Origin of the sequence: Natrinema sp. CBA1119, from assembly GCF_002572525.1 — an archaeon.
Lineage (GTDB): Archaea > Halobacteriota > Halobacteria > Halobacteriales > Natrialbaceae > Natrinema.
This window is the reverse complement of sequence record NZ_PDBS01000001.1, coordinates 955,816-981,250: the sequence shown is the minus strand read 5'-3', so window position 1 is coordinate 981,250 and position 25,435 is coordinate 955,816. Positions and strand designations below refer to the sequence as shown.

The window sequence follows — 25,435 nt, the reverse complement described above, 5'->3', positions numbered from 1 at the left end:
CTTGAATTACAACTGCAGGTTGCAATTCAGATCCGATGAACGTGGCTACTGTGCCAGCTGGTGGATCGCTCGGCTTGAGAGCTGAAGAAGGACGTGCCAAGCTGCGATAAGCCTGAGGGAGCCGCACGGAGGCTAAGAACTCAGGATCTCCGAATGGGAATCCCCACCGCAATTGCTTCGCGCAATGGGGAACGTCGAGAATTGAAACATCTTAGTATCGACAGGAAAAGAAAGCAAACGCGATGTCGTTAGTAATGGCGAATAAACGCGACAGAGTCCAAACCGAAGCCCTTACGGGCAATGTGGTGTTCGGACTGACGATCACTTCCCGACACTCGACGCGAAGTCTCTTGGAACAGAGCACGAGACAGGGTGACAGTCCCGTACCGTCGACGAGTAAGGAACGAGTCAGCTCCAGAGTATCGGGGGTTGGATATCCCTCGTGAATATCGCGGGCATCGACCGCGAAGACTAAACACTCCTCAAGACCGATAGCGAACAAGTAGTGTGAACGAACGCTGAAAAGCACCCCACGAAGGGAGGTGCAATAGGGCGTGAAATCAGTTGGCGATAGAGCGACGGGGCTTACAAGGTCCGCTGTTCAATGAATCAGGTGCGAACCTGTAGTAAGCGACAGGGGAAGCCGAAGTTCCGTCGTACGTTTTGAAAAACGAACCAGAGAGTGTGCCTGTTTGACGAGTCTAACTCGATTATCGAGGAAGGCGTAGGGAAACCGATATGACCGCAGTGCTTTGCACCAGGGTCACCGTGTTCAAGCGCGGGGAGTCAAACGGGCACGACCCGAAACCGGACGATCTAGGCGTGAGCAAGATGAAGCGTGCCGAAAGGCACGTGGAAGTCTGTTAGAGTTGGTGTCCTACAATACCCTCTCGTGACTTACGTCTAGGGGTGAAAGGCCCATCGAGTCCGGAAACAGCTGGTTCCAACCGAAACATGTCGAAGCATGACCTCTGCCGAGGTAGTTTGTGGGGTAGAGCGACGGATTGGGGGATCGCACTCCGAGAGGAGTGCGCCCCCCTGTCCAACTCCGAACCTACAAACGCCGTTTGACGCAGGGAGTCCGGTGCACGGGGTAAGCCTGTGTACCGTGAGGGAGACAACCCAGAGCTGGGTTAAGGTCCCCAAGTGTAGACTAAGTGCGATCGAAGGTGGTCTCAAGCCCTAGACAGCCGGGAGGTGAGCTTAGAAGCAGCTACCCTCTAAGAAAAGCGTAATAGCTTACCGGCCGAGGTTTGAGGCGCCCAAAATGATCGGGGCTCAAGTCTACCACCGAGACCTAGCAGTGCGGTTCATACCGCAATCTTGTAGGTTGGCGTTCTGTTCGGGTGGAAGCACGGTCGAGAGATCGTGTGGACCGTTCAGTAACGAAAATTCTGGTCATAGTAGCAGCGTTAGTCGGGTTAGACCCCTGACGACCGAACGAGTAAGGGTTCCTCAGCAATGCTGATCAGCTGAGGGTTAGCCGGTCCTAAGTCAATCCGTAAGTCGAAATTGACAAAAGGGAAATAGGTTAATATTCCTATGCCAGTGTGCACTCAAAGCCAACGCTTTGGGGCCGCCTCTGCTGGGCTTTCGCCCAGTCTAACTATCGAAATCCGTGGAAACCGTAATGGTACGAAGCGGACGAATGGTAGGATAGCGTAAGAGAGGCCAACCTAGAGCCCGTGAAAAGGCGAGCACACTGTCCGTACCGAGATCCGACACAGGTACTCATGGCGGCGAAAGCCAAGGTCTGTCGGGAGCAACCGACGTTAGGGAATTCGGCAAGTTAGTCCCGTACGTTCGCAATAAGGGATGCCTGCCTCGCGAAGAGGCAGGTCGCAGTGACTCGGGCGCTCCGACTGTCTAGTAACAACATAGGTGACCGCAAATCCGCAAGGACTCGTACGGTCACTGAATCCTGCCCAGTGCAGGTATCTGAACACCCCGTACAAGGGGACGAAGGACCTGTTAACGGCGGGGGTAACTATGACCCTCTTAAGGTAGCGTAGTACCTTGCCGCTTTAGTAGCGGCTTGCATGAATGGATCAACGAGAGCGCCACTGTCCCAACGTTGGGCCCGGTGAACTGTACGTTCCAGTGCGGAGTCTGGAGACCCCCAAGGGGAAGCGAAGACCCTATAGAGCTTTACTGCAGGCTGTCACTGAGACGTGGTCGCCATTGTGCAGCATAGGTAGGAGGCATTACACAGGTAGCCGCGCTAGCGGCCCACCGAGCCAGCATTGAAATACTACCCGATGGTGACTGCGACTCTCACTCCTGGCGGAGGACACTGGTAGCCGGGCAGTTTGACTGGGGCGGTACGCGCCTGAAAAGATATCGGGCGCGCCCCAAGATTTCCTCACTCGGGTCGGAGACCCGAGGAAGAGCGCAAGAGCAAACGGAAGTCTGACAGTGTCGAACACAACGATCGACGCTGACGCGAAAGCGTGGTCTAGCGAACCAATTAGGCTGCTTGATGCGGCCAATTGCTGACAGAAAAGCTACCTTAGGGATAACAGAGTCGTCACCCGCAAGAGCACATATCGACCGGGTGGCTTGCTACCTCGATGTCGGTTCCCTCCATCCTGCCCGTGCAGAAGCGGGCAAGGGTGAGGTTGTTCGCCTATTAAAGGAGGTCGTGAGCTGGGTTTAGACCGTCGTGAGACAGGTCGGCTGCTATCTATTGGGGGTGTTACGGTATCTGACGGGAACGTTCGTATAGTACGAGAGGAACTACGAATGGGTGCCACTCGTGTACCAGCTGTCCGAAAGGGCACGTGCTGGGCAGCGACGCACCACGGGGTAAGAGCTGAACGCATCTAAGCTCGAAACCCACCTGGAAAAGAGATACCACTGAGGCCACTCGTAGAAGACGAGATCGATAGACTCGGGGTGTACGCACCAAGGCAACGAGGTGTTGAGCCCGCGAGCACTAACTGGCCAAGCCACACATTCATACATTACATCGCATTGGATCCGTGACGCGAGAACGGGTCCGGACGTAAACTGGACTACACATACACACGGTTTGAGACACACCACCGATATTGGCATGACAGCGGTTCGATTCCGTTGGTCGGCGTTAGGGCGGCCACAGCGGCGAGGTACCTCCCGTACCCATCCCGAACACGGAAGATAAGCTCGCCAGCGTTCCGGGGAGTACTGGAGTGCGCGAGCCTCTGGGAAATCCGTTTCGCCGCCTCCACTCATATTCGACCAATACGGTCGAGCGACCGATCGTGGTCTGACGGCGGTTCGATTCCGTCGATCGGCATTACAGCGGCCACAGTGGCGAGGTACCTCCCGTACCCATCCCGAACACGGAAGATAAGCTCGCCTACGTTTCGGTGAGTACTGGAGTGCGCGAGCCTCTGGGAGATCCGATTCGCCGCTCCTATTCATACTAACACCCACACAGCAACTGCTGTGTGGGTTTTTTGCTGTATTTAAAACGATGACGCCGTCACTCGCTATTCGAAATCTGTAAAATGAAAAATAGCCGCAGCAGTGGTCGCTTAGACCAGCTGGATGACGTTCCCGTTCGAGGTCACGTGAAGATCGCGTCCGAGCTTGTATCCGTGATTGGAGGCAAGGTCGACGTATCCCGAGAAGCCGCTCATGTTCTGGTGGGCCGGGATGACGTGCTCTGGCTGCAGCGCATCGAGCATCTCGTAGTGACCCTCCTGACAGAGGTGGCCCGAGACGTGGACCTCGTCGTAGATACGTGCACCCTGCATGCGGAGCAGCTTTTCGGCCTGGTAGCGCTGACCCTCGTTTGTCGGTTCCGGAATCACGCGGGCGGAGAAGACGACTTTGTCACCGTCCTCCAGTTCGTACGGCGTTTCGCCGCGGCCCATTCGCGTGAGCGTCGCTCGAGGCTCGCCTTGATGGCCGGTGACGACGGGCAGGAAGTTCTCCTTGCCTTCGTTCATGATGCGTTCGAACGTCTGCTCGATGGACTGGCGGTAGCCGACCATCTCGACGTCGGAGGGGAAGTCGATCCCGACCTGTTTCGCGGTCCCGGAGTAGGTCTCCATCGAGCGGCCGAGGAGGATCGGTGTGCGATCGATATCGCGAGCGAATTCGATGAGGGATTTCACGCGGGCGATGTGGCTCGAGAAGGTGGTGGCGACGATGCCGCCGTCGTAGTCCTCCATGCTGTAGAGGACGTCCCGGAGGTGTTCGCGCGCGACGTTCTCGGAGGGGGTCCGCCCCTTTTTGTTCGCGTTGGTACAGTCTTCGATGTAGGCAAGGACGCCTTCGCCTTCGCGACCGATCTCACGAAAGCGCTCCATATCGATCGGGTCGCCGATGACGGGCGTGTGGTCCATCCGTTTGTCGAGCCCGTAGACGACTGCGCCTTCGGGCGTGTGGAGGACGGGGTTGATCGCCTGAACGATCGAGTGCGTGACGTTGACGAACTCGAGTTCGACTGCTCCGGAGTCGCCGATTGACATCGTTTCGCCGGCGTCCATTTTGACGAGTTCGTTGTCGGTGTTGAACTTCCCTTCCTCCTCGAGTTCGCCTTTGACGAGCTCGAGCGTGAACGGCGTCGCGACGATGGGTGCGTCGTACCGGTGTGCGAGCTTGCTGATCGCACCGATGTGGTCGAGGTGGCCGTGGGTGGGGACGATCGCTTTGACGTCTCCCTCGAGGTCGCTCATGACCCGGTCGTCCGGGATGGCTCCCATATCGATCAGGTCGAGGCTGTGCATTCCTTCGGTTCGGATGTTGTCGTGAATGAGAACCTTCGACAGGTTCAGTCCCATGTCGAAGATCACGATGTCGTCACCGGCGCGGACCGCCGTCATCTGTCGTCCGACTTCTTCGTAACCGCCAATTGTCGCAATTTCAATTTCCATTGTTGTAGGGCCGATCATAGCAGTCCCGTGGTCAGTCGTGCAGCCGGAATGGCTGCTGGGAGCGGCGTCCTGCGACGTGAGCCGGCTTCGATAGCGTCCGCGGCGGCTCGAATCGAAGGCTCAGTCCCGACCGTGCCAGGGACAGCGCCTATTTCGGTTAGTGAATTAACGACTCTCCCGACGTAAGTAGTTCTGGGTTTTGAGGTCGAAGCGAAGCAATTTGGTGGGCTTGAGGGACTATCTCGAATCGCATACAGTTCGCGTCCGTCGACCGATGAAGCTCCGTCTCTTCGAGGAGTATTGTCGGTACTGTCCGTATCGGGGACTCGTTCGTTATTCGTAGCTATCGATGAAGCCGAGGCGGGAATCGGGTATGGAACGTGGAGCGTCCCACGCGATGCGCGTTACGATCACTGTGGTTGCCGGGCCCAGAACGGTCGATCGAGTTGAGTTATGACGAGCGATTGGGGCTCGTGATTGCAACTCAAGGGGATTCGGTTCGCGGTTATTGAGGGAGCAAACGGTCGGCTGTAACTGGTTTCGGAGCAACCCATGCCGTATCGAGAGTGCTTCGGAACGGACTTGCAGCCGGTCGTATCAGCCCCGCTCTGTCAGTAGTGGTGGAACGAAGGGCGGAGGCAGCTGCTGGAACGAAAATCGCGGGTGATCTCACTATCGAGTGGCGAAACGAGACCGATTCTGCCGACAGGTGTCCGCTGGTGACGGTGTACAAGCGGGTTCTGCCGTCAGTGTGGTTACACCGAATCGGTTTGCGAGTGTGGGAAAGCACCTGCTATCCGCCGATGTCGGCCTGTCCCGTCGGTACGTGTCGCTCAGCGATCGGAGTGGAGAGTGCAGGACTGGTGGGTGTCGGACTAGTCGTCGATATACTGTTGTTCCCACTCCCGGCGCTGCTCGATCGTCTGTCGGCCGCGATCACTGATCTCGTAGTAGTTAGTTCGTCGATCGAGCTCTCCCTTCTCGACGAGGTCTTTATTGACCAGTGTATCGAGATTCGGATACAATCGGCCGTGATTGATCTCGCTATTGTAGTATGTCTCGACTTCGCTTTTCACGTCCTGACCGGAGGGCTGATCGGCCCCTGCGATCACGTACAGAAGGTCTCGTTGAAACCCTGTCAGATCGTCCATTTTGTACTCGAGTGAACGAACGGGTACCCGGCTATTTGTTATCGATTTCGTATCAACCGTTCCGCATACGTTCACCGAAGCTAACTAAGTCAATCAGACTAATATCTCGCGTTTCGTTTCGTAAGAACATGCTAAATCCGGTTACGAAGCCGTACAGACAGGCCGTCTCGAGACTTGTTACGGATTTCGTGAAAGTTACGCAAAACGAAACAGACCGCTAACGGTCGCTCGACCGAAATACTATTCATCGGGTTAACTGATTATCGCTGTTCGACACTGTCAGTATAGATGACTCGATCGGCTAATAGCGATGGCACGAAGCCGTCGCTAGCTATCGTGTTGTGTGCTAAAGAATGATAATCGAATGTGAAACCCGTTACCGAACGTAAAAAGCCGTTTTACAGGCGGGTGACGTTGGTGGCGCGGGGGCCCTTGGGGGCCTGTTCGATATCGAATTCGATGTCTGTACCTTCTTCGAGGTCCGGACCGCCAACGTCTTCCATGTGGAAGAAAACGTCATCGTCTGCGTCGTCCGTCTCAATGAAACCGTAGCCGCCTGTGTCGTTGAAGAAATCAACGTTTCCTTTCGCCATTGCAATTCAATCGAGGCCCGGGATACGTATAACAGTTGTGTTACGGATCGCCTGTCGAAACAAAAAGAATTTCGCCGTGGACTCGACGGTCATCGCACTATGGCAGTGAAAACAGCGAAGTCGGTTTTTCTAGATCTCCGAGGTATTGACGCCGGTGATAGCGGACCGTTGACCCCCCCACGAGACGGAAAACGGGTCGGCTCGAGAGAGGGGTGGACAGTTCTTCTCGGTGGTAAGCGGACGAGAGGACACCTATTTCGCCATTCATGCCCGAATTCGACCGACCGTCCGTCCAGAACCGGCCGCGCTCGACGGGCGGCTGTGACCGTCTTGAGGACGAGTCTGGGGGACGATTCCGGGACCCGCTCACGGTCGACGACCACCTGGTGAGAATATCTCCTGCGGACCGTGGTCACCCTCGAGGTGTACTGGAATAGTATCGTTTAGGTGGTTCCGATGGGTATGCCGCGGCATGAACCGGACAGAGCCCCGTGGAGCGCCGACGATCGCGCAGGTCGCGCTGATCGGTCTCTTCGTGACCGCACTCGTTACCGCGCAGTTGACTGCGTCGAAGGTACTCGCGTTCGAACTCCCGGTGGCGCTCCCGGTGACGGGGACACAGCTCGCGTTGCCCGGGGCGGCCCTCGCGTACGCGCTGACGTTCCTCGCGAGCGACTGTTACACCGAACTGTACGGCCGACGCGCGGCCCAGATCGTCGTCAACGTGGGCTTCGTTCTGAACTTCGTCGTCCTCGCGCTCGTCTGGTCGACGATCGCCGCGCCGGCCGCCCCCTCGAGCGTCGATCCAGCTGCGTTCGAAACGGCGCTCGGCGCGTCGACGAACGTGGTCATCGGGAGTCTGTTGGCCTACCTCGTCAGCCAGAACTGGGACGTGATCGTGTTTCACCGGATTCGAGACTACACCGGCTCGGAGAAGCTCTGGCTCCGCAACATCGCGTCGACGGCGAGCAGCCAAGCGATCGATACCGTCATCTTCGTCTTGATCGCGTTCGCCGTCGCACCTTCTGTTCTCGGCGTCGGTGCCGTTCTCCCGACTGATGTTATCCTCTCGTTGATGGTCGGCCAGTACCTGTTGAAACTCGCAATCGCCCTCCTCGATACGCCGGTCGTCTACGCCATCGTCTCGCTCGTGCGCTCACGCGAGGGACTCACCGCCGAGGAGACCCACGCCGCCTGAGTTCGTCTCGTCAGGAAATCATTTCCAGGGAACCACGAACCGTCCTTCGGTTGCTCGGAGAAATCGGTACAACAGACCGCATCAGTGGCTACTATAGGATCTCGCTCGAGAGGAACGTCCATGGACGAACGCGTACGCGAACACGCCGAGGTGCTGGTCGACTGGAGCGCTCGCGTCGAAGCGGGCGACGATGTCGTTCTGTCGGTGGGGCCGGACGCACACGAGCTGGCGGTCGCCGTCGCCGAGAAACTCGGCGAGCGGGGCGCGAACCTGCTCGCGACCTACGGCTCGGGTGAAGTCACGCGGGCCTATCTCCGGGCTCACGACGGCGATTTCGACGCGAATCCGGCTCACGAACTCGCGCTGGTCGAGAACGCCGATGTCTATCTCTCGCTCGGCGGCGGGCGGAACACGAGCGTGACGGCTGACGTTACCGGCGACCGGCGGCGAGCGTACAGCGAGGCCAGAAGCGAGATCCGCGAGACTCGACTGGGAACCCGCTGGGTTTCGACGGTCCATCCGACGCGCTCGCTCGCACAGCAGGCCAACATGGCCTACGAGGAGTACCAGGAGTTCGCGTACGACGCGATCCTCCGGGACTGGGAGTCACTGGCCGAGGAGATGTCCCAGTTGAAAGCGTTGCTCGACGAGGGGAGCGAGGTCCGACTCGTCTCGAGGGGGACCGACCTGACGATGCGGATCGAGGGCCGGACGGCAGTCAACAGCGCCGCGTCGGTCGCCTACGACTCGCACAACCTGCCTAGCGGCGAAGTCTTCACTGCGCCCTATGCGACCGATGGTGAGGTGACCTTCGACGTCCCGATGACGATACGGGGGGAATCCGTCCGGGACGTCCGCCTCGAGTTCGCCGAGGGTGAGGTCGTCGATTACGACGCCGAGCAGGGCGGGGACGTGATCGGCGAGATCATCGAGACGGACGACGGAGCCCGCCGGCTGGGCGAACTCGGAATCGGGATGAATCGGGGTATCGACCGCTACACGGACAACATCCTCTTCGACGAGAAGATGGGTGACACCGTCCATCTGGCGCTCGGCCGGGCCTACGACGCCTGTCTCCCCGACGGCGAGTCCGGAAACGACTCGGCAGTCCACGTCGATCTGATCACGGACGTCAGCGAGGACTCCCGCCTCGAGGTCGACGGTGACGTAATTCAACGAAACGGGACGTTCACGTTCGAGGATAGCGAGGGCTGAGTTCTCAAGACGCTCAGTTTGGAGCGGCGAGCGCTGTGGGTCGTCGAGACGGACTTGAACCGTCCGCGGTGTTTTTGCTGGCGTGCACGGGGTAGCTCGGGGACGGATTCGTGTTCATCTCTCCCCTCGAGCGACGGTACGGACGTCTTACGGATCGGTGGCCGCTCTCTATACCATGGGAAGCCATCGCATACTAATATGTATGTTCGGCCTCACCTCGAGTACCGCCGGACCGGTGGCGGCTAGTAACCGGTTAGGGCGTCGACACGCCCTGGATTTCGCCCAATCAACGGTTGTCTGTCCCGCCCTGCCGGAGGCGGTAGTGTGCTGTCGGTACCCCGGCGACGCGGCGTCCCCGCTCCCGGTGTGACCCGGTCGCCGTTGCCGGCAGGATATCCGGCGGTCACCGTTTCCGTCACGTTCTCGAGTCTCGAGCCCCAAGGACGGCTATGCGCGATCGGCTTCGGGCGGGCGTCGCCATCTTCAACAGTGGCCACTATCACGCCGCCCACGACGCCTGGGAGGACCGCTGGCTCGAACTCGAGGCCGGCAGCGACGACGAGCGCCTGCTTCACGGGCTCATTCAGTACAGCGGCGCGGTCTATCACGCGCGCGAGCGCAACTGGGAGGGGGCCGTCGGGCTCGCAGAGAGTGCTGGCGAGTACCTCGCGGGGCTGCCCGCCGACTACCGCGACCTCCGCCTCGAGCCGATTCGAGCGGATCTGGCTCGCCTCGCGGCCGACCCCGAAATCATCGAGCGGCGGGCGCCGGGACGGATCGAACACGAGGGCGACAGTCCCGGGCTGGCGGCTCTCGGCTTCGAACCGACGGCGATCGCGGCGGTCGTCCTCGCCGAGGAGTTCGGATACGACGAGGAGCCGGTCGGACGGGCTCGAGCGTACGCGCGGCGGGATCTCGAGGCGGGTGATGACGGCAGCGTCTTCATCACGCTACTGTTCGATTTCGTCCGCGAGGACGAGAATCGCGGGATCATCTCCCAGCGGCTCACGGATCACGTCGGCAGACGGCGGGCTCGCGAGGAGGATGTTAACGGGCTGTTCTGATCGGTTATCGGTGCTCGAGAATCATTGGTACTCGAGACTGGTCGTGGGGCTCGAAAACGGTTGTTAGGTCAGTCGCGGAGCGGTCGAGGAGTGACGAAGAGTCGCGTGTTTTCCTCACACTGCCAACAGGGAATCGCCACGCCCTCCCCAACCGATTGCGGTCCTCGCTCCCGCTGGTCGCTGCGGTCCTCATCCCTCGCACGGTGTTCGTGTCGCGGTTCGCCGTTGGCTTTACCGCGACCCGGCGCGCGCCACAGCATGTGGACGGCAAATCCTCGCCAATAGCCGCCGTCGTTCAGTGTCGACGGGAGCTTCAAGTCCGGGCCGGTCCAACGCGAGGGTATGGAAATCGGTACCGTGCTCCCGCAACTCGAGATCGGCCACGACCCGCGGACGCTCGCCGACTACGCACGGCGGGTCGAGGAGTCGGGGTACGAACACGTTCTGGCGTACGATCACGTCCTCGGCGTCGATCCCGACCGCGAGGGGTGGGATGGTCCCTACGACTACGAGAGTACGTTCCACGAGCCGCTGACCACGTACTCCTATCTGGCGGGCCAGACCGACGAACTGGCCTTTATGACCGGAATTCTCGTCTTGCCCCAGCGCCAGACCGCCCTCGTCGCGAAGCAGGCTGCCCAACTGGATCGCTTCACCGACGGGCGGTTTCGCATGGGGGTCGGCGTCGGCTGGAACGAACCCGAGTACGTCGCGCTGGGGGAGGACTTCTCGCGGCGGGGGCAGCGAATCGAGGAGCAAGTCGAGGTGCTCCGCCGGCTCTGGACCGACGAACTCGTCGAGTTCGAGGGCGAGTTTCACGAGATTCCGGACGTCGGCATCCGACCGCGTCCGGTCCAGCAGCCGATTCCGCTCTGGATGGGCGGCATGGCCGATCCGGTCAAGCGCCGCGTCGCTCGGATCGCGGATGGCTGGTTACCCCAGTTCCAGCCGGGCGACGAGGCCGAAGCCCACCTCGCGGACCTCTACGAGTACGCCGAGGCGGCGGGCCGCGACCCCGACGATATCGGCCTCGGCGGCCGGATGTACGCCGTCCCCGGCGAGGAAGACGAGTGGGTCGAGCGCGCGCAGGCTTGGCACGATCTCGGCGCCGACCACCTCTCGATCACGACGATGTACCAGGGGCTCGAGGGCGAGGAGCACGCGACCCACCTCGAGCGGGTCGCCGAAGTGCTGAACGGCGTCGATCTGTTGTAACGGGCGCTTCGCGAGCGGCTCGTTCGACTATTCGTGACCCGCCACCGGCAGCGGCTCGTAGGGTTCCTCGAGGGACTCGATTTCCGACTCGGAGAGATCGATCTCGAGGGCCTCAACGGCGTCCTCCAAGTGTTCGACGCTGGTCGTCCCGACGATGGGGGCGTCGACCCAGTCCTTGTGGAGCAGCCACGCGAGCGAGATCTGGGCCATCGAGACGCCCTTCTCGTCGGCGAGTTCCTGAATTCGCTCGTTGATCTCCTCGCCGCCGCCCTGAAGGTAGGACATCTGCTCGAGGTACTTGTCGGTCTGACCGCGGGTCGTCGAATCGATCTCCTCGTGGGGGCGGGTCGCGACGCCACGGGCCAGCGGCGACCACGGAATGACGCCGATGTCCTCGTTCTCACAGAGCGGCAGCATCTCGCGTTCCTCCTCGCGGTAGAGCACGTTGTAGTGGTTCTGCATCGTGGCGAAGCGCTCGAGGCCCAGCGCGTCGCTCGCGTGGAGGGCGTCGGCGAACTGGTGGGCCCACATCGAGGAGGTGCCGATGTAGCGCACCTTCCCGCGCCGAACCGCGTCGTCGAGCGCGCGGAGGGTCTCCTCGACCGGCGTGTCGTAGTCCCACCGGTGGGTCTGGTAGAGGTCGATCGTGTCCATCCCCAGGCGGTCGAGACTCGCCTCGAGTTCCTGTTCGATCGCTTTGCGGGAGAGGCCGCTCGCGTTCGGATTGTCCGGATCCATCTCGCCGAAGACTTTCGTCGCGACCACCTGCGAATCGCGGTCGTACCCCTCGAGCGCGTCGCCCAGAATTTCCTCGGACTCGCCCGTCGAGTAGACGTTCGCGGTATCGAAGAAGTTGATCCCCAGATCGATCGCGCGCTCGATGAGTTCTGTGCTCTCCTCGGGCTCGAGCATCCACTCCCGATCCGTCCCGAAACTCATACAGCCCAGACAGATGCGGCTGACCGTCATTCCAGTGTTTCCGAGCGTGGTGTACTCCATGCCGTCAGTACCCACGCCGAGCGTCAAAAGCTCGCGGCTCGTCCGAGTCGGTTGCCGGCTCTGGACGTGCGGTCGCAGCGACGTCGGGCGAACGGCCTCAGCGCGCGATCAGGCGTCGGGTTCGACGACCCGCTCTTCGCCGTCGTAGTACGCGGAGTTGTCTCGCGGCTCGTAGCCGAGGGCCTCGCGAGCGCGCTCGAGCGAGTAGTACTTCCGATCGTTGTCGGAGATGCCGTAGACGATCTCGTACTCGTAGTCGGCGCGGATGCAGCGGTCGAACAGGTGTGCACAGTCGCGGTAGGAGAGCCACATCGCCTGTCCGCGCTCGTAGTCGATCGGCGGGTGGCCCTCGGTGAGGTTGCCGATACGGACGCAGACGACCGAGAGGTCGTATTCGTCGTGGTAGTATCTCCCCAAGGTCTCGCCGGCGGCCTTCGAGACGCCATAGAGGTTGCTCGGTCGGGGGAGTTCGGTGCCGTCGAGGAGGTAGTCGTCGTGCTCGCGGTACAGATCGGGCGTGCGCTCGTCGGTCTCGTAGTTGCCGACAGCGTGGTTCGACGAGGCGAAGACGACCTGCTCGACGCCGGCGTCGATGGCGGCCTCGAAAATCGTCTGCGTGCCGTCGATGTTGTTGGTCAGGACGCTGTCCCACGGCGCTTCGGGGCGCGGATCGCCCGCGAGATGAACCACGACATCGATTCCGTCCATCGCCTCGCGGACGGCGTCCTCGTCGGTGATATCCGCGACGACGAACTCGCCCGGCTGGTCGTCCGTCGGGGGATCGCGATCCAGTAACCGCCACTCGTGGTCGTCCGCGAGGCCGCCGAGGATGGCGTCTCCGACTCGCCCCGCAGCCCCGGTGAGCAGGACTGACTGTGCCATTCGTTCGGTGTGAGGGACAGCGTCGATAAGTACCATGCGGTTCCGCGGCAGTTCGGGCGGGAGTGTCACGCGACCCAGTGCAGTACCTGAGACCGACCCTTTCGTTCCTGACCGACGATCCACATGCTGTGGCGCGCGCTGGGTCGCGGTGAGCGAAGCGAGATCGAACGCAGTGAGATCTCGAAATGCGAACGGGGAGCGAATGCGAGGTCCGAGCACAGCGAGGATCTCGAGAAGCGAACGGCGAACGACGTGAGCCGTGAGCAGCGACCCGTGAGCCCGGCGAACCGCGACACGAACACCGTGCGAGGGATGAGCGAACGCTAGTGAGCGAATCGGTTGGGGAGGGCGTGGCGATTCCGTGTCGCCACGATAGCAGGACATGTTTCGTTCCGTTATCCAACGTTCTACAGCCAGTCGATAGAACGACTCTCCCTGCGACGTTCCAGTACATCGCAATCCCCTTGCCGACCGCACGTGAGCACTGGTACATGCCGACAGACACGTCACCCACGGACGCCGAGGCCGCCTGCTTCGAGGCCGGCATCAAGTTCGGCTCGCTCTACCACCAGTTCGCCGGCACGCCCGTCTCGCCGGCCAGCGCCGCGAGCCTCGAGACGGCGATCGAAGACTCGATCGAGAACCAGCCCCACTGCACCGACGTCGCCGTCGACATCTTGACCGACGAACTCGAGGCCGAACTCGCCGACTCGAGCGCCGACTACACCGAACTGACGGGCCGATTCCTCGCGGTCGAAATCGTCGTCGACTACGAGGGCTGCGAGGTCGTCACGCGCATGGAGATGGAAGACGGCTATCCGCTGATGCGACTCGAGTCCGTTCGCGACTAGGGGCCTGATATTTCGATTTCTCGAGATATGACGGAGCAGTGGGTTCTGATGGGAGTACGATGAACAAAGTGTCCTGCTATCGTGGCAACACGGAATCGCCACGCCCTCCCCAACCGATTCGCTCGGTCATTCTTCCCTCGCTCATCCCTCGCACGGCTTCAGGCCGCGACTCACACGGCTCACGGTTCCCTGCGGTCACCGTTCGCTTTCCGAGGCGCTCACTTCGTTCACGCCTCGCCTTCGTTCGCCGCGGCCCAGCGCGCGCCACCGCACGCCGGTTGGCTGGTCTGGAGTGAGACATACACCTACCAAATTGACATTTCCACCCCGATCGAAGTTCGATGACGTTCCTTTCGAAATCTCGCCGCCGTTCGACGGATATCGATGCGCTCCCGACCGATTTCACTTTCACTTTCGGGCTATCTTTTAACCCCGGTGGTCGCAAAGACGATGACATGAGCCAAGCCACGCTCGGCGACGACGAGGAACTGTTCGGGGAAGCGGCCAACGAGATGCGCGAGGATGTCGAAGCATCGCTCGAAGAGGCCTGGGCGGCGCTGCCCGCCGCCGACGACATCTGGGAGACAGATGCCGACAACGTGCTGGGCGTCCTCAACGGCCTCAATTCGGCGCTCGACGCCGGCGACGCCGAGGACAGCCTCCGCGATGCGAAGAAGTGGTTCACGATGGGCCAGCGCGCCGACGCGTTCGACGACGCGGACGACCTCGAGGAAGAGATCGAAGCCCTCGAGGAGGCCATCACGGACATTTCCGAGGCCGGCGAACAGGTCGGCGAACTCACGTCGACGATTCCGGCACTGCGCGGGACGCTGCAGGACGCCGGTCCCGCGGACGTCGACGATGAATCGGAGGCCGCGGACGAGGACGAAAACGAAGACGAAGAGTAATCGATCCACCACCGATCGAACTGTCTGAATCCCTATCGTCGCTCGGGCCGCGAAACGTCACGCTCGTCGACCGCCTCGAGCAGCCGAGCCAGCGCGTCGGCAGCTAACTCGAGCAGTGCTTCGCCTCGCTGGGCGTCGCCTTCGTCCGGATCGCCGACGACTCCGTTTTCCGTAAACTCCGCCGCGTCGTAGGCCAGGTTGACGTCACTCGTCCAGTCGCCCCAGCCGTCGGCCGCGCCGGCCCGGGCCTCGTCGATCCGCTCCTCTCGAATGCGGTCCGGCTCGAGGTGTCGCAGGAGTCCCGTCTCGAGGGGGCCGCCGTGGCCCATGTCGGCGGTGTGTTCGCCGACGCCCTCGAACCAGGTGAAGGGAACGACGTAGGCGTCGCCGTCGCGGGTGAGTCGGCCGCCGACCTCCCGGAGGGCGTCGACGTTCCCGCCGTGGCCGTTGACAATGACGATGCGATCGAAGCCGTGACGGGCCAGACTTTCGACGGCCTCGCCGACGTAGTTCCGGAACGTGTCTTCGGAGACCCACATCGTCCCGGGGAACTGGCGGTGCTCCTCGGCGATCCCGACCGGAATCGCTGGCGCGCGGACGACATCCTGGTCGACCCGCTCGAGCCCGGCGTCGGCAACCGCCTCGGCGGTCATCACGTCCGTCCCGAGGGGGGCGTGGGGGCCGTGTTGTTCCGTGCTGCCGACGGGGACGACCGCGAGGTCCGTCTCGAGATCGCGGACATCCGTCCACGTCGCGGTAGAGAGGTCCATGGAAAGGAACTCCGACTGCGTGGCCATGAAACTCCCGGTGATGAACCTCTCGTAGTTGTCGTGCGCTTGGTGGCTGCAGTGGATCCGGTTCCGGTGGACCGACAGCGGCGGATGCTCCGCCCTGCCCGCCTTGCCTGTCCCACCCGTGGCGCACGCAGGGCAAATCCGTTTCTGCGCCGTGACTAAGTGCCGACTATGCCCGAAGACAGCCGCGAACTCGGCGTCGAGCTCGGTGACCTCCAGAACGAACTCGAGAACCAGGAGTACCCGATCGGTCACGACGAACTCCTCGAGGAACACGGCGACGAGACCGTCGAGATGAGCGGGAACACGACGACGCTCGAGGAACTCATCGGGCCGCTGAACGAGGACGAGTACAGGGATTACGGTGAGGTCGAACAGGCGATCATGAACATGGTCAGCGACGAGGCGATCGGTCGGAAGAATTACAGCGACCGGACGCCGCCCGCGATGGGCGAGGACAGGCAGGACGAGGGGGGACCGGATCAAGAGGGACAGGAAGGACAGGAGTCGTTCTGATCGGCGTCGTTGGCCAGGCTGAACCGCAGTCTGAGATACCGACCTGCTTACAGCAGTCCGAGCAGAAACGAGCCGATACCGACGAGTACGGCGGCACTTATTGCACTCCCGTAGGAGGCGTTGTGGGTCTTCGAAATGCCGTGTGCGAGGATGTAGACACTCCAACCGATCACGACCAGATAGATGAGAACTTCTACTTGTCCGGACCCCCATTGCATTGCCTCGAGTTGGGCCTCGAGCTGCTCCGGATCTGTCGCGGTGATCGTTCTGGATTCGACTTTCGACCGAAATTGAAATACCCGGAACGGAATAGCGAGGAGGTTCGGCGCGTACGCCCAGCCGGCGACGGCGAGGGCGTCGGCGAACGTCCCCGTGTTCGACGCCTTCCCGCCCAGAAAATGCATAATCGCAGCGACGACGAACCAGCCGATGACGAGACCGACCACCAGTCCAGGGATCGCGAGGAAGAGCACTCCCCACCGAGTTCCCTTCGAAACGCCCGTTATCTGGTCGAACAGCAACTGGACCATCACGACCGTCATCACGACGCTCGCAACGACGAACAGTGTGAACACGGCGAGGCTAGGCAGACGTACATCTTCGCGATCCGAGAAATAGTCCCCCGGTTTCAGGAGCGGCGTGCGTGGACTCATGCCGCATATTTCAAATCGATATAAAATAACTTTTATCCTATATGGGCCCTGTACAGGGCCGTGTGCGAACAGCGCAACTCGACAGTCGCGTCGCCAGATCCGCGACGCTCGCGTTCAATCGTCCGTTTGCTCTACTTCCGTCCGCGCCTGCCGGCGCTGGGCACGCTCGATGAACTCCTCGGGTAGTTCGTCGATTTCGCCAGCCTGAACGCCCCAGAGGTGCGAGTAGAGTCCGCCGTTCGCGAGCAGTTCGTCGTGTGTCCCCCGCTCGACGATCTCGCCGCCCTCGAGGACGAGGATCTGATCGGCATCCTTGATCGTCGAGAGGCGGTGGGCGATGGCGAAGGTGGTCCGATCCGCCGCGAGTTCGTCGATCGAGCGCTGGATGAGCATCTCCGTCTCGGTGTCGACATCGCTGGTCGCCTCGTCCAGCACGAGGATGTCGGGATCTTTGAGGATCGCGCGGGCGATCGAGAGCCGCTGGCGCTGGCCGCCGGAGAGTTTGACTCCGCGCTCGCCGACCTCGGTGTCGTACCCCTCGGGCAGATTTTCGATGAACTCGTGGGCCTCGGCCATCTCCGCGGCTTCGATCACCTCCTCGCGGGACGCGTCGAACGTGCCGTACGTGATGTTCTCCTCGACGCTGCCGTAGAAGAGGAAGGTGTCCTGACTGACGTATCCCAGCGACTCGCGGAGGCTGCGGAGCGTGACGTCTTCGACGTTCTGTCCGTCGATACGGATCGCTCCCTCGTCGACGTCGTACATCCGCAAGAGGAGTTTGAGCACCGTCGATTTGCCGGCTCCCGTGGGACCGACCAGCGCGAGCGTCTCGCCGCCCTCGACGGTGAAGTCGATATTCTCGAGGATCGTCTCCGCGTCTCCCGAGTCCGGGTGCTCTTCAGTCGCCTCGCCCATGGTCCGTTCCGCCTCGCGATTGCCGTAGCTAAACGAGACGTCGTCGTACTCGACGCGGCCCTCGGTCACCTCGAGGTCGGGCGCGTTCGGTTCCTCGCCGACCCGGTTCGGTTCGTCCATCAGCCCGAAGATGCGCTCGCTCGAGGCGCGAGCGCGCTGGTACATGTTGATGATCTGCCCGAACTGCGCCATCGGCCAGATGAAGCGCTGGGTGTAGAGGATGAAGACGACGAACATCCCGGTACTGAGTTCGCCCGAGAACGGTCCGGGCGGGCCCGAGATGACCCAGAGACCGCCAACGAGGAAGGTAATAACGAAGCCGATTCCCGCGAGCACGCGCAGACCGGGGAAGAACTTGATCCGGGTCCGAATCGCTCCCCAGTTGGCGTCGAAGTAGTCTCGAGAGACGTCTTCGACCCGCTCGGATTCGTACTCTTCGGTCGTACTGGACTTGATGACCTGAATGCCCCCGAGGTTGTTCTCGAGTCGGGAGTTGACCTTGCCGACGGTCGAGCGGACCTCGGCGTACTTGGGCTGGATCGTCTGGATGAACAGATAGGTGAAGAGGGCGATCAGCGGCACTGGGAGGAGCGCGATCAGGGCCAGTTGCCTGTTGATCGCGAACAGCAGGCCCCCGATGCCGAGCACCATCACGAGTAGCCGAAAGAGGGAGTTCATCCCGTCGTTCAGGAATTTCTCGAGGCGATTGACGTCGTTCGAGAGGATTGACATCATCTCGCCGGTCTGCTTGTCGGCAAAAAAGCCCATGTCCAGGCGTTGCATCTCGTCGTAGGTGTCGGTCCGGATATCGTGCTGGACGTTCTGGGCGAAGGTGTTGAATCCCCAGTTTCGGGTCCAGTGGAACACGGCCGAACAGAGGAAGGCACCCGCGATGATCCCGATCGTCAGCCAGAACTGCGCCAGCCGTCCGTCGGGGACGTAGGGTGCCACGATCCAACCGCCGACCGGGAACGCCTCTGCGTACGGAATCTCCCGGCGGATTACGGCGTCGATCGCGACCCCTAGCATGAGCGCCGGGAGCAGGTCCAGGATCCGAGCGAAGAAGCTCGCGATAACGCCGATGACGGCGGCGCCCGTGTAGTTCGACCCGTATTCGAGGAACAGCCGCTTCATCGGATTCTCGATCTCCGCCCGCTGTTCCTCGAAGGGATCGTCATCGTCCCAGTCGGCGTTACTCATTCACCGGGGCTCGGGGGCCGCCGGCAATAAGAATTACCGACGAGCAGAAATACGGTGGGCGTCGACCGCTGTCGGCATGGTCGGCTCGCGATCGACAGTCGCGGCGACGCGCTCGAGTGAACCGGATCCGGCACTGGTAATGGTCGTCTGGTTCGACTCGAGGTCGATTTCGACTTCATCGCCGACTTCGATACCCGTCTCGTTCGCGTAGCCGCGGGGCACCTCGAGGACCCACTTTCCGCGCCCGGAGTACTCCAGATCGTTGCCGTCCTCGTCGGGTCCGGGCGCGCGAGCGTGGTGAATCGTCGTAATCTCGCGATCGGCGTTGATGAAGATGATGTCGATGTCGAAGTCCATCTCACGCATCACGTAGGTCAGCTCTTGCTCCTGATTATGGATGAACAACATTCCGTTACCCGGCTCGAGGGACTCGTGATCGCTCAATCCGGTGTAGCGTTCGTTTGAATCGTCTGCGACTTCAACATCAACGACGGCCTTGGGCTCGCGATCAGCGTCGCCATCGCTGTCATTCGTCGATCCATCGCTCCCGTTCGTCTCTTCACCGTCGGCGGCAGTTCCGTTACCCGATTCGGGATCCGCGTCAGCGCTCGGGTCGTCGTCGGATCCGTCGTCGAGGATCCGAACCTCGCCCTCGTCGGGGCCCCAGGGGACGGAGACGAGGCCAGCTTGTACGAGGACGATACCAGCAGCTGCGACGACGGCGAGGACGAGAAGACCTTTCCATACGCGCTCGAGAGTCATGTATGATATCCGCAACGCGAGAGAGTAAAGGTTATTCGGACGGGGCGACTCGTCCCGGATACGGGCTCGTAGTCTAGCTGGTTATGACGCGGCCTTTACAAGGCCGAGATCGGTGGTTCGAACCCGCCCGAGCCCATTTCTGGAACGACAGTGAGTTACAGAAATGTATACGAGGGCGGTTCGAACCCTGCAAGTCGCAGCGCGAACGAAGTGAGCGACCGTCTTGCTTTGGTTCGAACCCGCCCGAGCCCACTACTTCTGGTGCTCGCAGTTTGTTCGCAGCAGGTGTATGGTGCTCGAGTCGCCGATTCTCTCGCGAACAACTGGTGAGTGGCGGACCTCGTTTCGGATAGCGACTCGAGCCCTGAGAACCAGACCGAGCACCGGCAGAGACGAACAGAAAAGCGGTGAGCGATCCTGGGTCTCCGAACACAAACGAAAAGCCTCAAGCCGGTCGACAGAACGACGGATCGAACGGCACGACACGCGCCGTGATCGTTACTGTTTGAGGCGGGCGACGTTCTCCCGGATCTGTCCGAGCAGGCCGTCGCCCGACTCGGTCTGAAGCGCGGCGTGGAGCGTCGAGTTCTCCGGTTCGTCCTTGACGACGATCCGGAGGTAGGGCTCGAGTTGATCGAAGTTGTCCGCGAGGACGACAGTGTGGTTGTCCTCGTCGTGATCGACGACGCCCGCATCGTCGAGTTTCGGGACGTGGCACTGGACCGACGAGACGTAGACGCTCTTGTACTCGTTTTTCGCGACCTCGTCCGGCGGGACGTCGTGTTCCCACCCCGCCACCGTCTCGGCCAGCGTCGAGAGTTCGATCGGATCTTCTCGACCCCGTAGTGCGTACAGCAGGTATCGCCGCCGACGGTTTGCCAGCAGCTCGAGGATGGTGTCCGCGGAGAGCTCCCGTTCCGCTTGGCTCGAGGTAAGGGCTTCCATAACAAGATATTACCCACCGATGGGCAAAAGGGTGTCTTGAATATCCGATATTCCAACAGACGGCGGGTAATCACGCATAGATGTGCCCGTATTGTCTCCGTTACTCGTTTTTCGGTGACTTACTCGAGTCGCCGGACCACGCTGCCGTCTCCTGTAAGCGAGGCGGAACGCCGATCCCGATTCGAAATCCTTTTTTATACCTTGACCGGAGAGTGAGGTAGGCCGCCTTAGCTCAGACTGGGAGAGCACTCGACTGAAGATCGAGCTGTCCCCGGTTCAAATCCGGGAGGCGGCATTTCTGCTGCGAGCAACTCCGCGAGCAGCAGCAATCTATCCGAACGGATTTGAACTAGACGGAGGTTCTGCGCGAAGCGCAGGTTCTCCGGCGTAGTTCACAATCCGGGAGGCGGCATCCCGATTCTATCCGATTTCCGTTCGAGTGCTATTCGCACTCGACTGAAGATCGAGCTGTCCCCGTTCCCGCGAGCGTAGCGAGCGGGAAGTCGAAAGACGAGCGGAGCGAGTCTTTCGGAAGTTCACAATCCGGGAGGCGGCATTTCTGCTGCGAGCAACTCCGCGAGCAGCAGCAATCTATCCGAGCAGATTGTGAACCCTACCAGTCCCGCACAGCGAAGTCGATCAGAAGACGCTTGGCGTCTTCCGTGACTGAGCGGATCTCCGATTCGCGAGGTCCGCGAAACCGAAGGTTTCGCTTGATGACGAGAGAGCGTACCTCTCTCGATCCACGAGCGCGTCTGGTTTCGGTTCAAATTCGGGAGGTGGCATGATACTCTCTGTGCAAGTGCCTTCGAGCAACTGCTCGCTTCTCCGCAATTTTAGACCTGTCTATCACCGAGATAACAGGCTACAGTATCGACTCGGCGTCGATCGGGAAGGGACCGACGAAGCGCGAAAATAGTAAAAACAAGATTAGTAAAATTGCGATTTAGATAATCGGAAGCATTATCGCCGTCGGAGCGGAACAGGGGGTATGACCCCTCCGCGTTTCGTCGACCGCGTCGACGAACTCGATCTGCTAAAATCGCGGTTCGAGAACGATACCGCAGAACTGGTTGTGATCTACGGGCGTCGACGACTCGGCAAGAGTGCGCTCGTCCGTGAAGCGATCCGCGGCCGCCAGGATGCTGTCTACTGGCAGGCAGCGGAAGAGACGTCTGACGTACAACTTGCGAATTTCGTCGACACTGCCAGCGAGACGTTTCCGATCTTGGACGACATACAGCGTGACTGGGAAGCCTTACTTCGGGCACTGGGTCGAGAGGAAGCGGTGGTCGTCCTCGACGAGTTCCCCTATCTCGCCGAGTCGGACGACGCGCTTCCCTCGAAGATCCAGCGCGTTTGGGATATGCACCTCGAAGAGACGAGTATGACGCTGGTGCTGGTCGGCTCGTCGATCAGTATCATGGAAGACAAAGTCCTCAGCGGCGGTAGTCCGCTGTACGGCCGCCGGACCGCGACGATCGACCTCCCACCGCTCGACTTGATGGATGCCCAGCAGTTCTATCCCGACGACGATCCAGATACGGTCATTCAGGCCTGGGGTATCTTCGGGGGAACACCGTACTATCTCCAGGCACTTACTCCGTCTCGTTCGCTCGCCGAAAACATCCAGTCGCACGTTCTCTCGGAACACGGCGTCCTCCACAACGAACCCGAGTTCCTGTTGCGAACGGAGTTCGGGATTCGTGAACCGCAGACGTACTACACGATCCTCCGGGCGATTGCGACCGGCAAGCGTGCAGCAAACGAGATCGCTGACTTCGCCGGCACTGACTCAAACGCGCTTGGTTCGTATCTCTCGAAGCTCCGACGGCTCCGACTCGTTGAACGCGACATTCCAGTGACCGCGGACCCGAACGCGACCCGAAAGAGTCGCTACCGGCTGAAAGAGCCCCTGTTCCGGTTCTGGTTCCGCTACGTCTACGGCCAGCAAGGAAAACTCGCCCAGCTCGGTGAGGACGCCTACGAGCAGTTGATCGAGCCGACTATTACGGACTACATGGGGGCGATGTTCGAGCAGGTCTGCCAGAACGCACTTCCATCCCTGATTCCCAACACGTATCAGGGGATCGGCTATTGGTGGCACCAGCAGCACGAACTCGATGTCGTCGGGCTTGCAAGTGACGGAACGCTCGTGGCGGGTGAGTGCAAGTACACCAGCAGAGAGATGACCGAGGGGGATCTGGCTGACCTCGAACGGACTGCGTCACGGGTTCGGTGGACACCCCCCAACGGAACCGACCGCGAGGAGCACTACTGTTGTTTCTGTCGCTCCGGCTTTTCCGACGATTTGCAGCAGACGGCTGCGAACCGTGACGACGTTTCACTCTTCACGCCCTGCGACATCGTGCCGAGTGCAGACGCCGAGTGAGGTGGATCGTTCCGTTAGATCGGACGACAAACGGGTTCAGGAACGCACAGAGCGTGGTCCAACTGCCGGGAGGTGGTCTCCCGATTCTATCCGATTTCCATTCGAGTAGCTTTCGCACTCGACTGAAACCGAGCTGTCCCCGTTCCCGCGAGCGTCGCGAGTCTTTCCGAACGTTAACTTCGGGAGACGATATACCGTTTCTGTGAGTTCGATTCATCTGTTCGTCAGGCCGGACGTGATAGAAAACGCGCGGATATTGGGGTGCGACGTGAAATCGCTACATAGAACTGTTCGAGCTCAGATCAGGGCTACACTCGACAGCGAACGGATTCGAATCGGACGAGGCGAGCAGCGAGGACCCCTCATCTCTCGAGCAGCGTGACCCACCGAGAGCAGCGAGTATCCACGCCGTGCGGTGCAGCGTCGCGGTTTCTGCAACTGGTATATCACATAGTTTATCAGAACGGATTGCGTGGCGCTACGCATGAAAGCAGGTGTGCTCGGCGTCGTCGACGGCACGTTCTCGGTCGTCGACTCGTTCACGGAGACGGTCACCGAGGACGAGCACGAACTCGAGCGGTGTCTCACGATCGACCGCGTGTTCTCGCTTCCCTCGGGGGAGATGGCCTTCGAGGGACGGGCGGCCGCCGACGCGGTCGCGAACGAAACCGCGACGACGATCGAAAACGGCGAGATCCACGTCGACGAGCGAGAGCGGACCGTCACGCGGTTCGCCGAGTTCGTCGGCATCCCGGGCGAATTCGTCGTCGTCGACAGCGGCGACGGGGCCTTCGCGTTCGATTTCATCGGGAGGGAGACGAACTCGAGCATCGAGCGGGCGACGGTCGATCTCGACGCGTTCGTCGCGGCCCGCGAGGGAGCGACGCCGTGGAAAGCCGGGTTCTACGGGCCCGACGAAACCGACGTCAACGGGGTCTTTCACGGCGCGGACCTTCGCGACGAGATGGGCGACGTGCTCGAGACGTCGTCTCTCAACCAGATCGGGATCTCTTATGACCACGACGGGAACGACGTGAAGATGACGGCCACCCGAAGCGGCTACGTGGAACTCTATCGGCCGTCTGCGTTCGACTCGGCGGAGTTTCTCGAGTATATTCGCGACGAAATACTCCCGTCCCTCGAGTGAGTGGTCGCGATCGCTTTCGGAGTAGAGTGAGAAGGGGCGTCTCCGAACCGCACCACAATGACCGGAAGAACGGACGCCGGATCGCGAGAGATTCGCGTCGTCGGTTAGCCGAGACACTGCGAACGTGGCTCGAGTTTTGAGACGGTCGATTCCGCTGACGATCACGTTGAACAGTGATCCGAACACCGAATGGGGCGTAACCGGCATTCCGTTCGGGGAAGCCCACTTCTCAAGAGGGCGGAGACTGTCAGTACGGCCGTGAGCAGTAACTCGATCACAAACGAGAGCGACACGTTCGAGATCGGCGATTCGACGGTTCACCGGCTGGGTTTCGGTGCGATGCGCCTCACCGGCGAGAACATCATCGGCGCGCCCGAGGACGAGGAGACCGCACGCGAGGTCGTCGAACGCGCCGTCGACTGCGGCGTCGACCTCATCGACACGGCCGACTCCTACGGCCCCGCCGCGAGCGAGCGACTCATCGGCGAGGCGATCGGCGACCCCGACGACGTACTGGTCGCGACCAAGGCCGGCCTGCTGCGCAACCGCGAGGGCGACTGGATCGCACACGGCGATCCGGACTACATCCGCAATCAGGTCCTGACCTCGCTCGATCGGCTCCAGACGGACACCATCGATCTCTTCCAGTTCCACCGACCCGACGACGACACGCCCTACGAGGACTCCGTCGCGACCTTCGCGGAACTCAAAGACGAGGGACTCGTCGACTCGGTCGGCGTCAGCAACGTCTCCGCCGAACTCCTCGATCAGGCCCGCGAACAGGTCGAAATCGAGACCGTCCAGAACCGGTACAACCTGAACGACCGCGGGAGTCGGGAGGTCCTCGAGATCTGTGACGACGAGGGCATCGGCTTCATCCCGTGGGCCCCGATCAACGGCGACGATCTGGACGAACACGGTGACCTCCTCGACGAAATCGCCGAGGCACACGACGCGACGCGACGACAAGTCGGACTGGCGTGGCTGCTCGAGCGCTCGGACGTGATGCTCCCCATCCCGGGCACCTCGGATCCGGATCACCTCGAGTCGAACGTTGCCGCGTCTCACCTTTCACTCAGCGACGACGAGGTACAGCGGTTGACCGAAGCGGCCGACTGATACGGTCTGCTGTAACGATTTACCGGTGCGACCGCAGGCCGTATCGCGGTC

General features: G+C 61.1%; 21 protein-coding genes, 2 tRNA genes and 3 rRNA genes. 16 read left to right on the top strand and 10 right to left on the bottom strand.

Going from position 1 to position 25,435, the window contains the following annotated elements; translation table 11 throughout:
* The first annotated feature begins 36 nt into the window (after positions 1 to 36).
* The 3 genes from CP556_RS04800 (at position 37) to rrf (CP556_RS04790) (ending at position 3,400) form a co-directional block, all read left to right on the top strand.
* Positions 37 to 2,957: ribosomal RNA gene (locus CP556_RS04800) — 23S ribosomal RNA — on the top strand.
* Positions 2,958 to 3,086: 129 nt separating this feature from the next.
* A 5S ribosomal RNA gene (gene rrf / locus CP556_RS04795) occupies positions 3,087 to 3,208 on the top strand.
* A 70-nt stretch (positions 3,209 to 3,278) separates the two neighbouring features.
* A 5S ribosomal RNA gene (gene rrf / locus CP556_RS04790) occupies positions 3,279 to 3,400 on the top strand.
* A gap of 118 nt (positions 3,401 to 3,518) precedes the next feature.
* Here the strand turns inward: rrf (CP556_RS04790) and CP556_RS04785 are convergent.
* From CP556_RS04785 to CP556_RS04775, 3 genes are all read right to left on the bottom strand, one after another.
* Positions 3,519 to 4,865 (bottom strand): ribonuclease J, encoded by a 1,347-nt coding sequence (locus tag CP556_RS04785; RefSeq protein WP_098724586.1) that lies wholly within the window; start codon positions 4,863 to 4,865, stop codon positions 3,519 to 3,521.
* Positions 4,866 to 5,740: 875 nt separating this feature from the next.
* On the bottom strand, positions 5,741 to 6,016 hold the full coding sequence (locus tag CP556_RS04780) for a helix-turn-helix transcriptional regulator (protein WP_098724585.1): 276 nt from the start codon (positions 6,014 to 6,016) through the stop codon (positions 5,741 to 5,743).
* Positions 6,017 to 6,414: 398 nt separating this feature from the next.
* Entirely contained in the window at positions 6,415 to 6,609 is a 195-nt protein-coding gene (locus CP556_RS04775; RefSeq protein ID WP_006187181.1) for a cold-shock protein, read from the bottom strand.
* A 472-nt stretch (positions 6,610 to 7,081) separates the two neighbouring features.
* Here CP556_RS04775 and CP556_RS04770 point away from each other — a divergent pair, with 472 nt between their 5' ends.
* The 4 genes from CP556_RS04770 (at position 7,082) to CP556_RS04755 (ending at position 11,301) form a co-directional block, all read left to right on the top strand.
* The gene (locus CP556_RS04770) at positions 7,082 to 7,807 is read left to right on the top strand and encodes a queuosine precursor transporter (protein ID WP_098724584.1); all 726 of its coding nucleotides are present in this window, start codon (positions 7,082 to 7,084) and stop codon (positions 7,805 to 7,807) included.
* A gap of 120 nt (positions 7,808 to 7,927) precedes the next feature.
* Entirely contained in the window at positions 7,928 to 9,022 is a 1,095-nt protein-coding gene (locus tag CP556_RS04765; RefSeq protein WP_098724583.1) for an aminopeptidase, read from the top strand.
* A 449-nt stretch (positions 9,023 to 9,471) separates the two neighbouring features.
* Entirely contained in the window at positions 9,472 to 10,086 is a 615-nt protein-coding gene (locus tag CP556_RS04760) for a DUF309 domain-containing protein (protein WP_098724582.1), read from the top strand.
* 342 nt (positions 10,087 to 10,428) lie between these two features.
* The gene (locus CP556_RS04755) at positions 10,429 to 11,301 is read left to right on the top strand and encodes an LLM class F420-dependent oxidoreductase (protein WP_098724581.1); all 873 of its coding nucleotides are present in this window, start codon (positions 10,429 to 10,431) and stop codon (positions 11,299 to 11,301) included.
* Positions 11,302 to 11,328: 27 nt separating this feature from the next.
* Here the strand turns inward: CP556_RS04755 and CP556_RS04750 are convergent, their stop codons facing one another.
* Positions 11,329 to 12,300 carry an aldo/keto reductase gene (locus tag CP556_RS04750; RefSeq protein ID WP_098724580.1) on the bottom strand — a complete coding sequence of 324 codons (972 nt, stop codon included), beginning with the start codon at positions 12,298 to 12,300 and terminating at the stop codon, positions 11,329 to 11,331.
* 108 nt (positions 12,301 to 12,408) lie between these two features.
* Entirely contained in the window at positions 12,409 to 13,182 is a 774-nt protein-coding gene (gene azf / locus CP556_RS04745) for an NAD-dependent glucose-6-phosphate dehydrogenase Azf (RefSeq protein WP_098724579.1), read from the bottom strand.
* A 123-nt stretch (positions 13,183 to 13,305) separates the two neighbouring features.
* Between azf and CP556_RS04740 the strand changes: the two genes are divergently transcribed.
* From CP556_RS04740 to CP556_RS04730, 3 genes are all read left to right on the top strand, one after another.
* Positions 13,306 to 13,509, top strand: coding sequence for a hypothetical protein (locus CP556_RS04740; protein WP_098724578.1), 204 nt, complete (start codon positions 13,306 to 13,308; stop codon positions 13,507 to 13,509).
* A 164-nt stretch (positions 13,510 to 13,673) separates the two neighbouring features.
* Positions 13,674 to 14,033 carry a dihydroneopterin aldolase family protein gene (locus tag CP556_RS04735; RefSeq protein ID WP_098724577.1) on the top strand — a complete coding sequence of 120 codons (360 nt, stop codon included), beginning with the start codon at positions 13,674 to 13,676 and terminating at the stop codon, positions 14,031 to 14,033.
* Between the two features lie 455 nt (positions 14,034 to 14,488).
* Entirely contained in the window at positions 14,489 to 14,941 is a 453-nt protein-coding gene (locus CP556_RS04730; protein ID WP_098724576.1) for a DUF5790 family protein, read from the top strand.
* Positions 14,942 to 14,973: 32 nt separating this feature from the next.
* On the opposite strand, the gene CP556_RS04725 is transcribed toward CP556_RS04730, so the two are convergent.
* Positions 14,974 to 15,711 (bottom strand): creatininase family protein, encoded by a 738-nt coding sequence (locus tag CP556_RS04725; RefSeq protein WP_098727286.1) that lies wholly within the window; start codon positions 15,709 to 15,711, stop codon positions 14,974 to 14,976.
* A 195-nt stretch (positions 15,712 to 15,906) separates the two neighbouring features.
* On the opposite strand from CP556_RS04725, the gene CP556_RS04720 reads away from it, so the two are divergent.
* Complete coding sequence (locus CP556_RS04720) at positions 15,907 to 16,251, top strand: DUF5789 family protein (RefSeq protein ID WP_098724575.1); 345 nt, start codon at positions 15,907 to 15,909, stop codon at positions 16,249 to 16,251.
* A gap of 47 nt (positions 16,252 to 16,298) precedes the next feature.
* Here the strand turns inward: CP556_RS04720 and CP556_RS04715 are convergent, their stop codons facing one another.
* The 3 genes from CP556_RS04715 to CP556_RS04705 form a co-directional block, all read right to left on the bottom strand.
* The gene (locus CP556_RS04715) at positions 16,299 to 16,904 is read right to left on the bottom strand and encodes a Yip1 family protein (protein ID WP_098724574.1); all 606 of its coding nucleotides are present in this window, start codon (positions 16,902 to 16,904) and stop codon (positions 16,299 to 16,301) included.
* 114 nt (positions 16,905 to 17,018) lie between these two features.
* Positions 17,019 to 19,019 carry an ABC transporter ATP-binding protein gene (locus CP556_RS04710; protein ID WP_098724573.1) on the bottom strand — a complete coding sequence of 667 codons (2,001 nt, stop codon included), beginning with the start codon at positions 19,017 to 19,019 and terminating at the stop codon, positions 17,019 to 17,021.
* Positions 19,020 to 19,052: 33 nt separating this feature from the next.
* A complete protein-coding gene (locus tag CP556_RS04705) occupies positions 19,053 to 19,781 on the bottom strand; it encodes a DUF192 domain-containing protein (protein WP_098724572.1) in 729 nt (242 codons plus the stop codon).
* Positions 19,782 to 19,843: 62 nt separating this feature from the next.
* Between CP556_RS04705 and CP556_RS04700 the strand changes: the two genes are divergently transcribed.
* Positions 19,844 to 19,917, top strand: a tRNA-Val gene (locus CP556_RS04700).
* A gap of 362 nt (positions 19,918 to 20,279) precedes the next feature.
* Here the strand turns inward: CP556_RS04700 and CP556_RS04695 are convergent.
* The gene (locus tag CP556_RS04695; RefSeq protein WP_098724571.1) at positions 20,280 to 20,726 is read right to left on the bottom strand and encodes a DUF7344 domain-containing protein; all 447 of its coding nucleotides are present in this window, start codon (positions 20,724 to 20,726) and stop codon (positions 20,280 to 20,282) included.
* A gap of 221 nt (positions 20,727 to 20,947) precedes the next feature.
* Here CP556_RS04695 and CP556_RS04690 point away from each other — a divergent pair.
* The 4 genes from CP556_RS04690 to CP556_RS04675 all read left to right on the top strand — a co-directional run bounded on the left by CP556_RS04690 (position 20,948) and on the right by CP556_RS04675 (position 25,384).
* A tRNA-Phe gene (locus tag CP556_RS04690) sits at positions 20,948 to 21,021 on the top strand.
* A gap of 696 nt (positions 21,022 to 21,717) precedes the next feature.
* Entirely contained in the window at positions 21,718 to 23,118 is a 1,401-nt protein-coding gene (locus tag CP556_RS04685; RefSeq protein WP_098724570.1) for an ATP-binding protein, read from the top strand.
* Positions 23,119 to 23,602: 484 nt separating this feature from the next.
* Positions 23,603 to 24,265 (top strand): hypothetical protein, encoded by a 663-nt coding sequence (locus CP556_RS04680; RefSeq protein WP_098724569.1) that lies wholly within the window; start codon positions 23,603 to 23,605, stop codon positions 24,263 to 24,265.
* A 258-nt stretch (positions 24,266 to 24,523) separates the two neighbouring features.
* Complete coding sequence (locus CP556_RS04675) at positions 24,524 to 25,384, top strand: aldo/keto reductase (RefSeq protein WP_098724568.1); 861 nt, start codon at positions 24,524 to 24,526, stop codon at positions 25,382 to 25,384.
* The last annotated feature ends 51 nt before the right edge of the window (positions 25,385 to 25,435 follow it).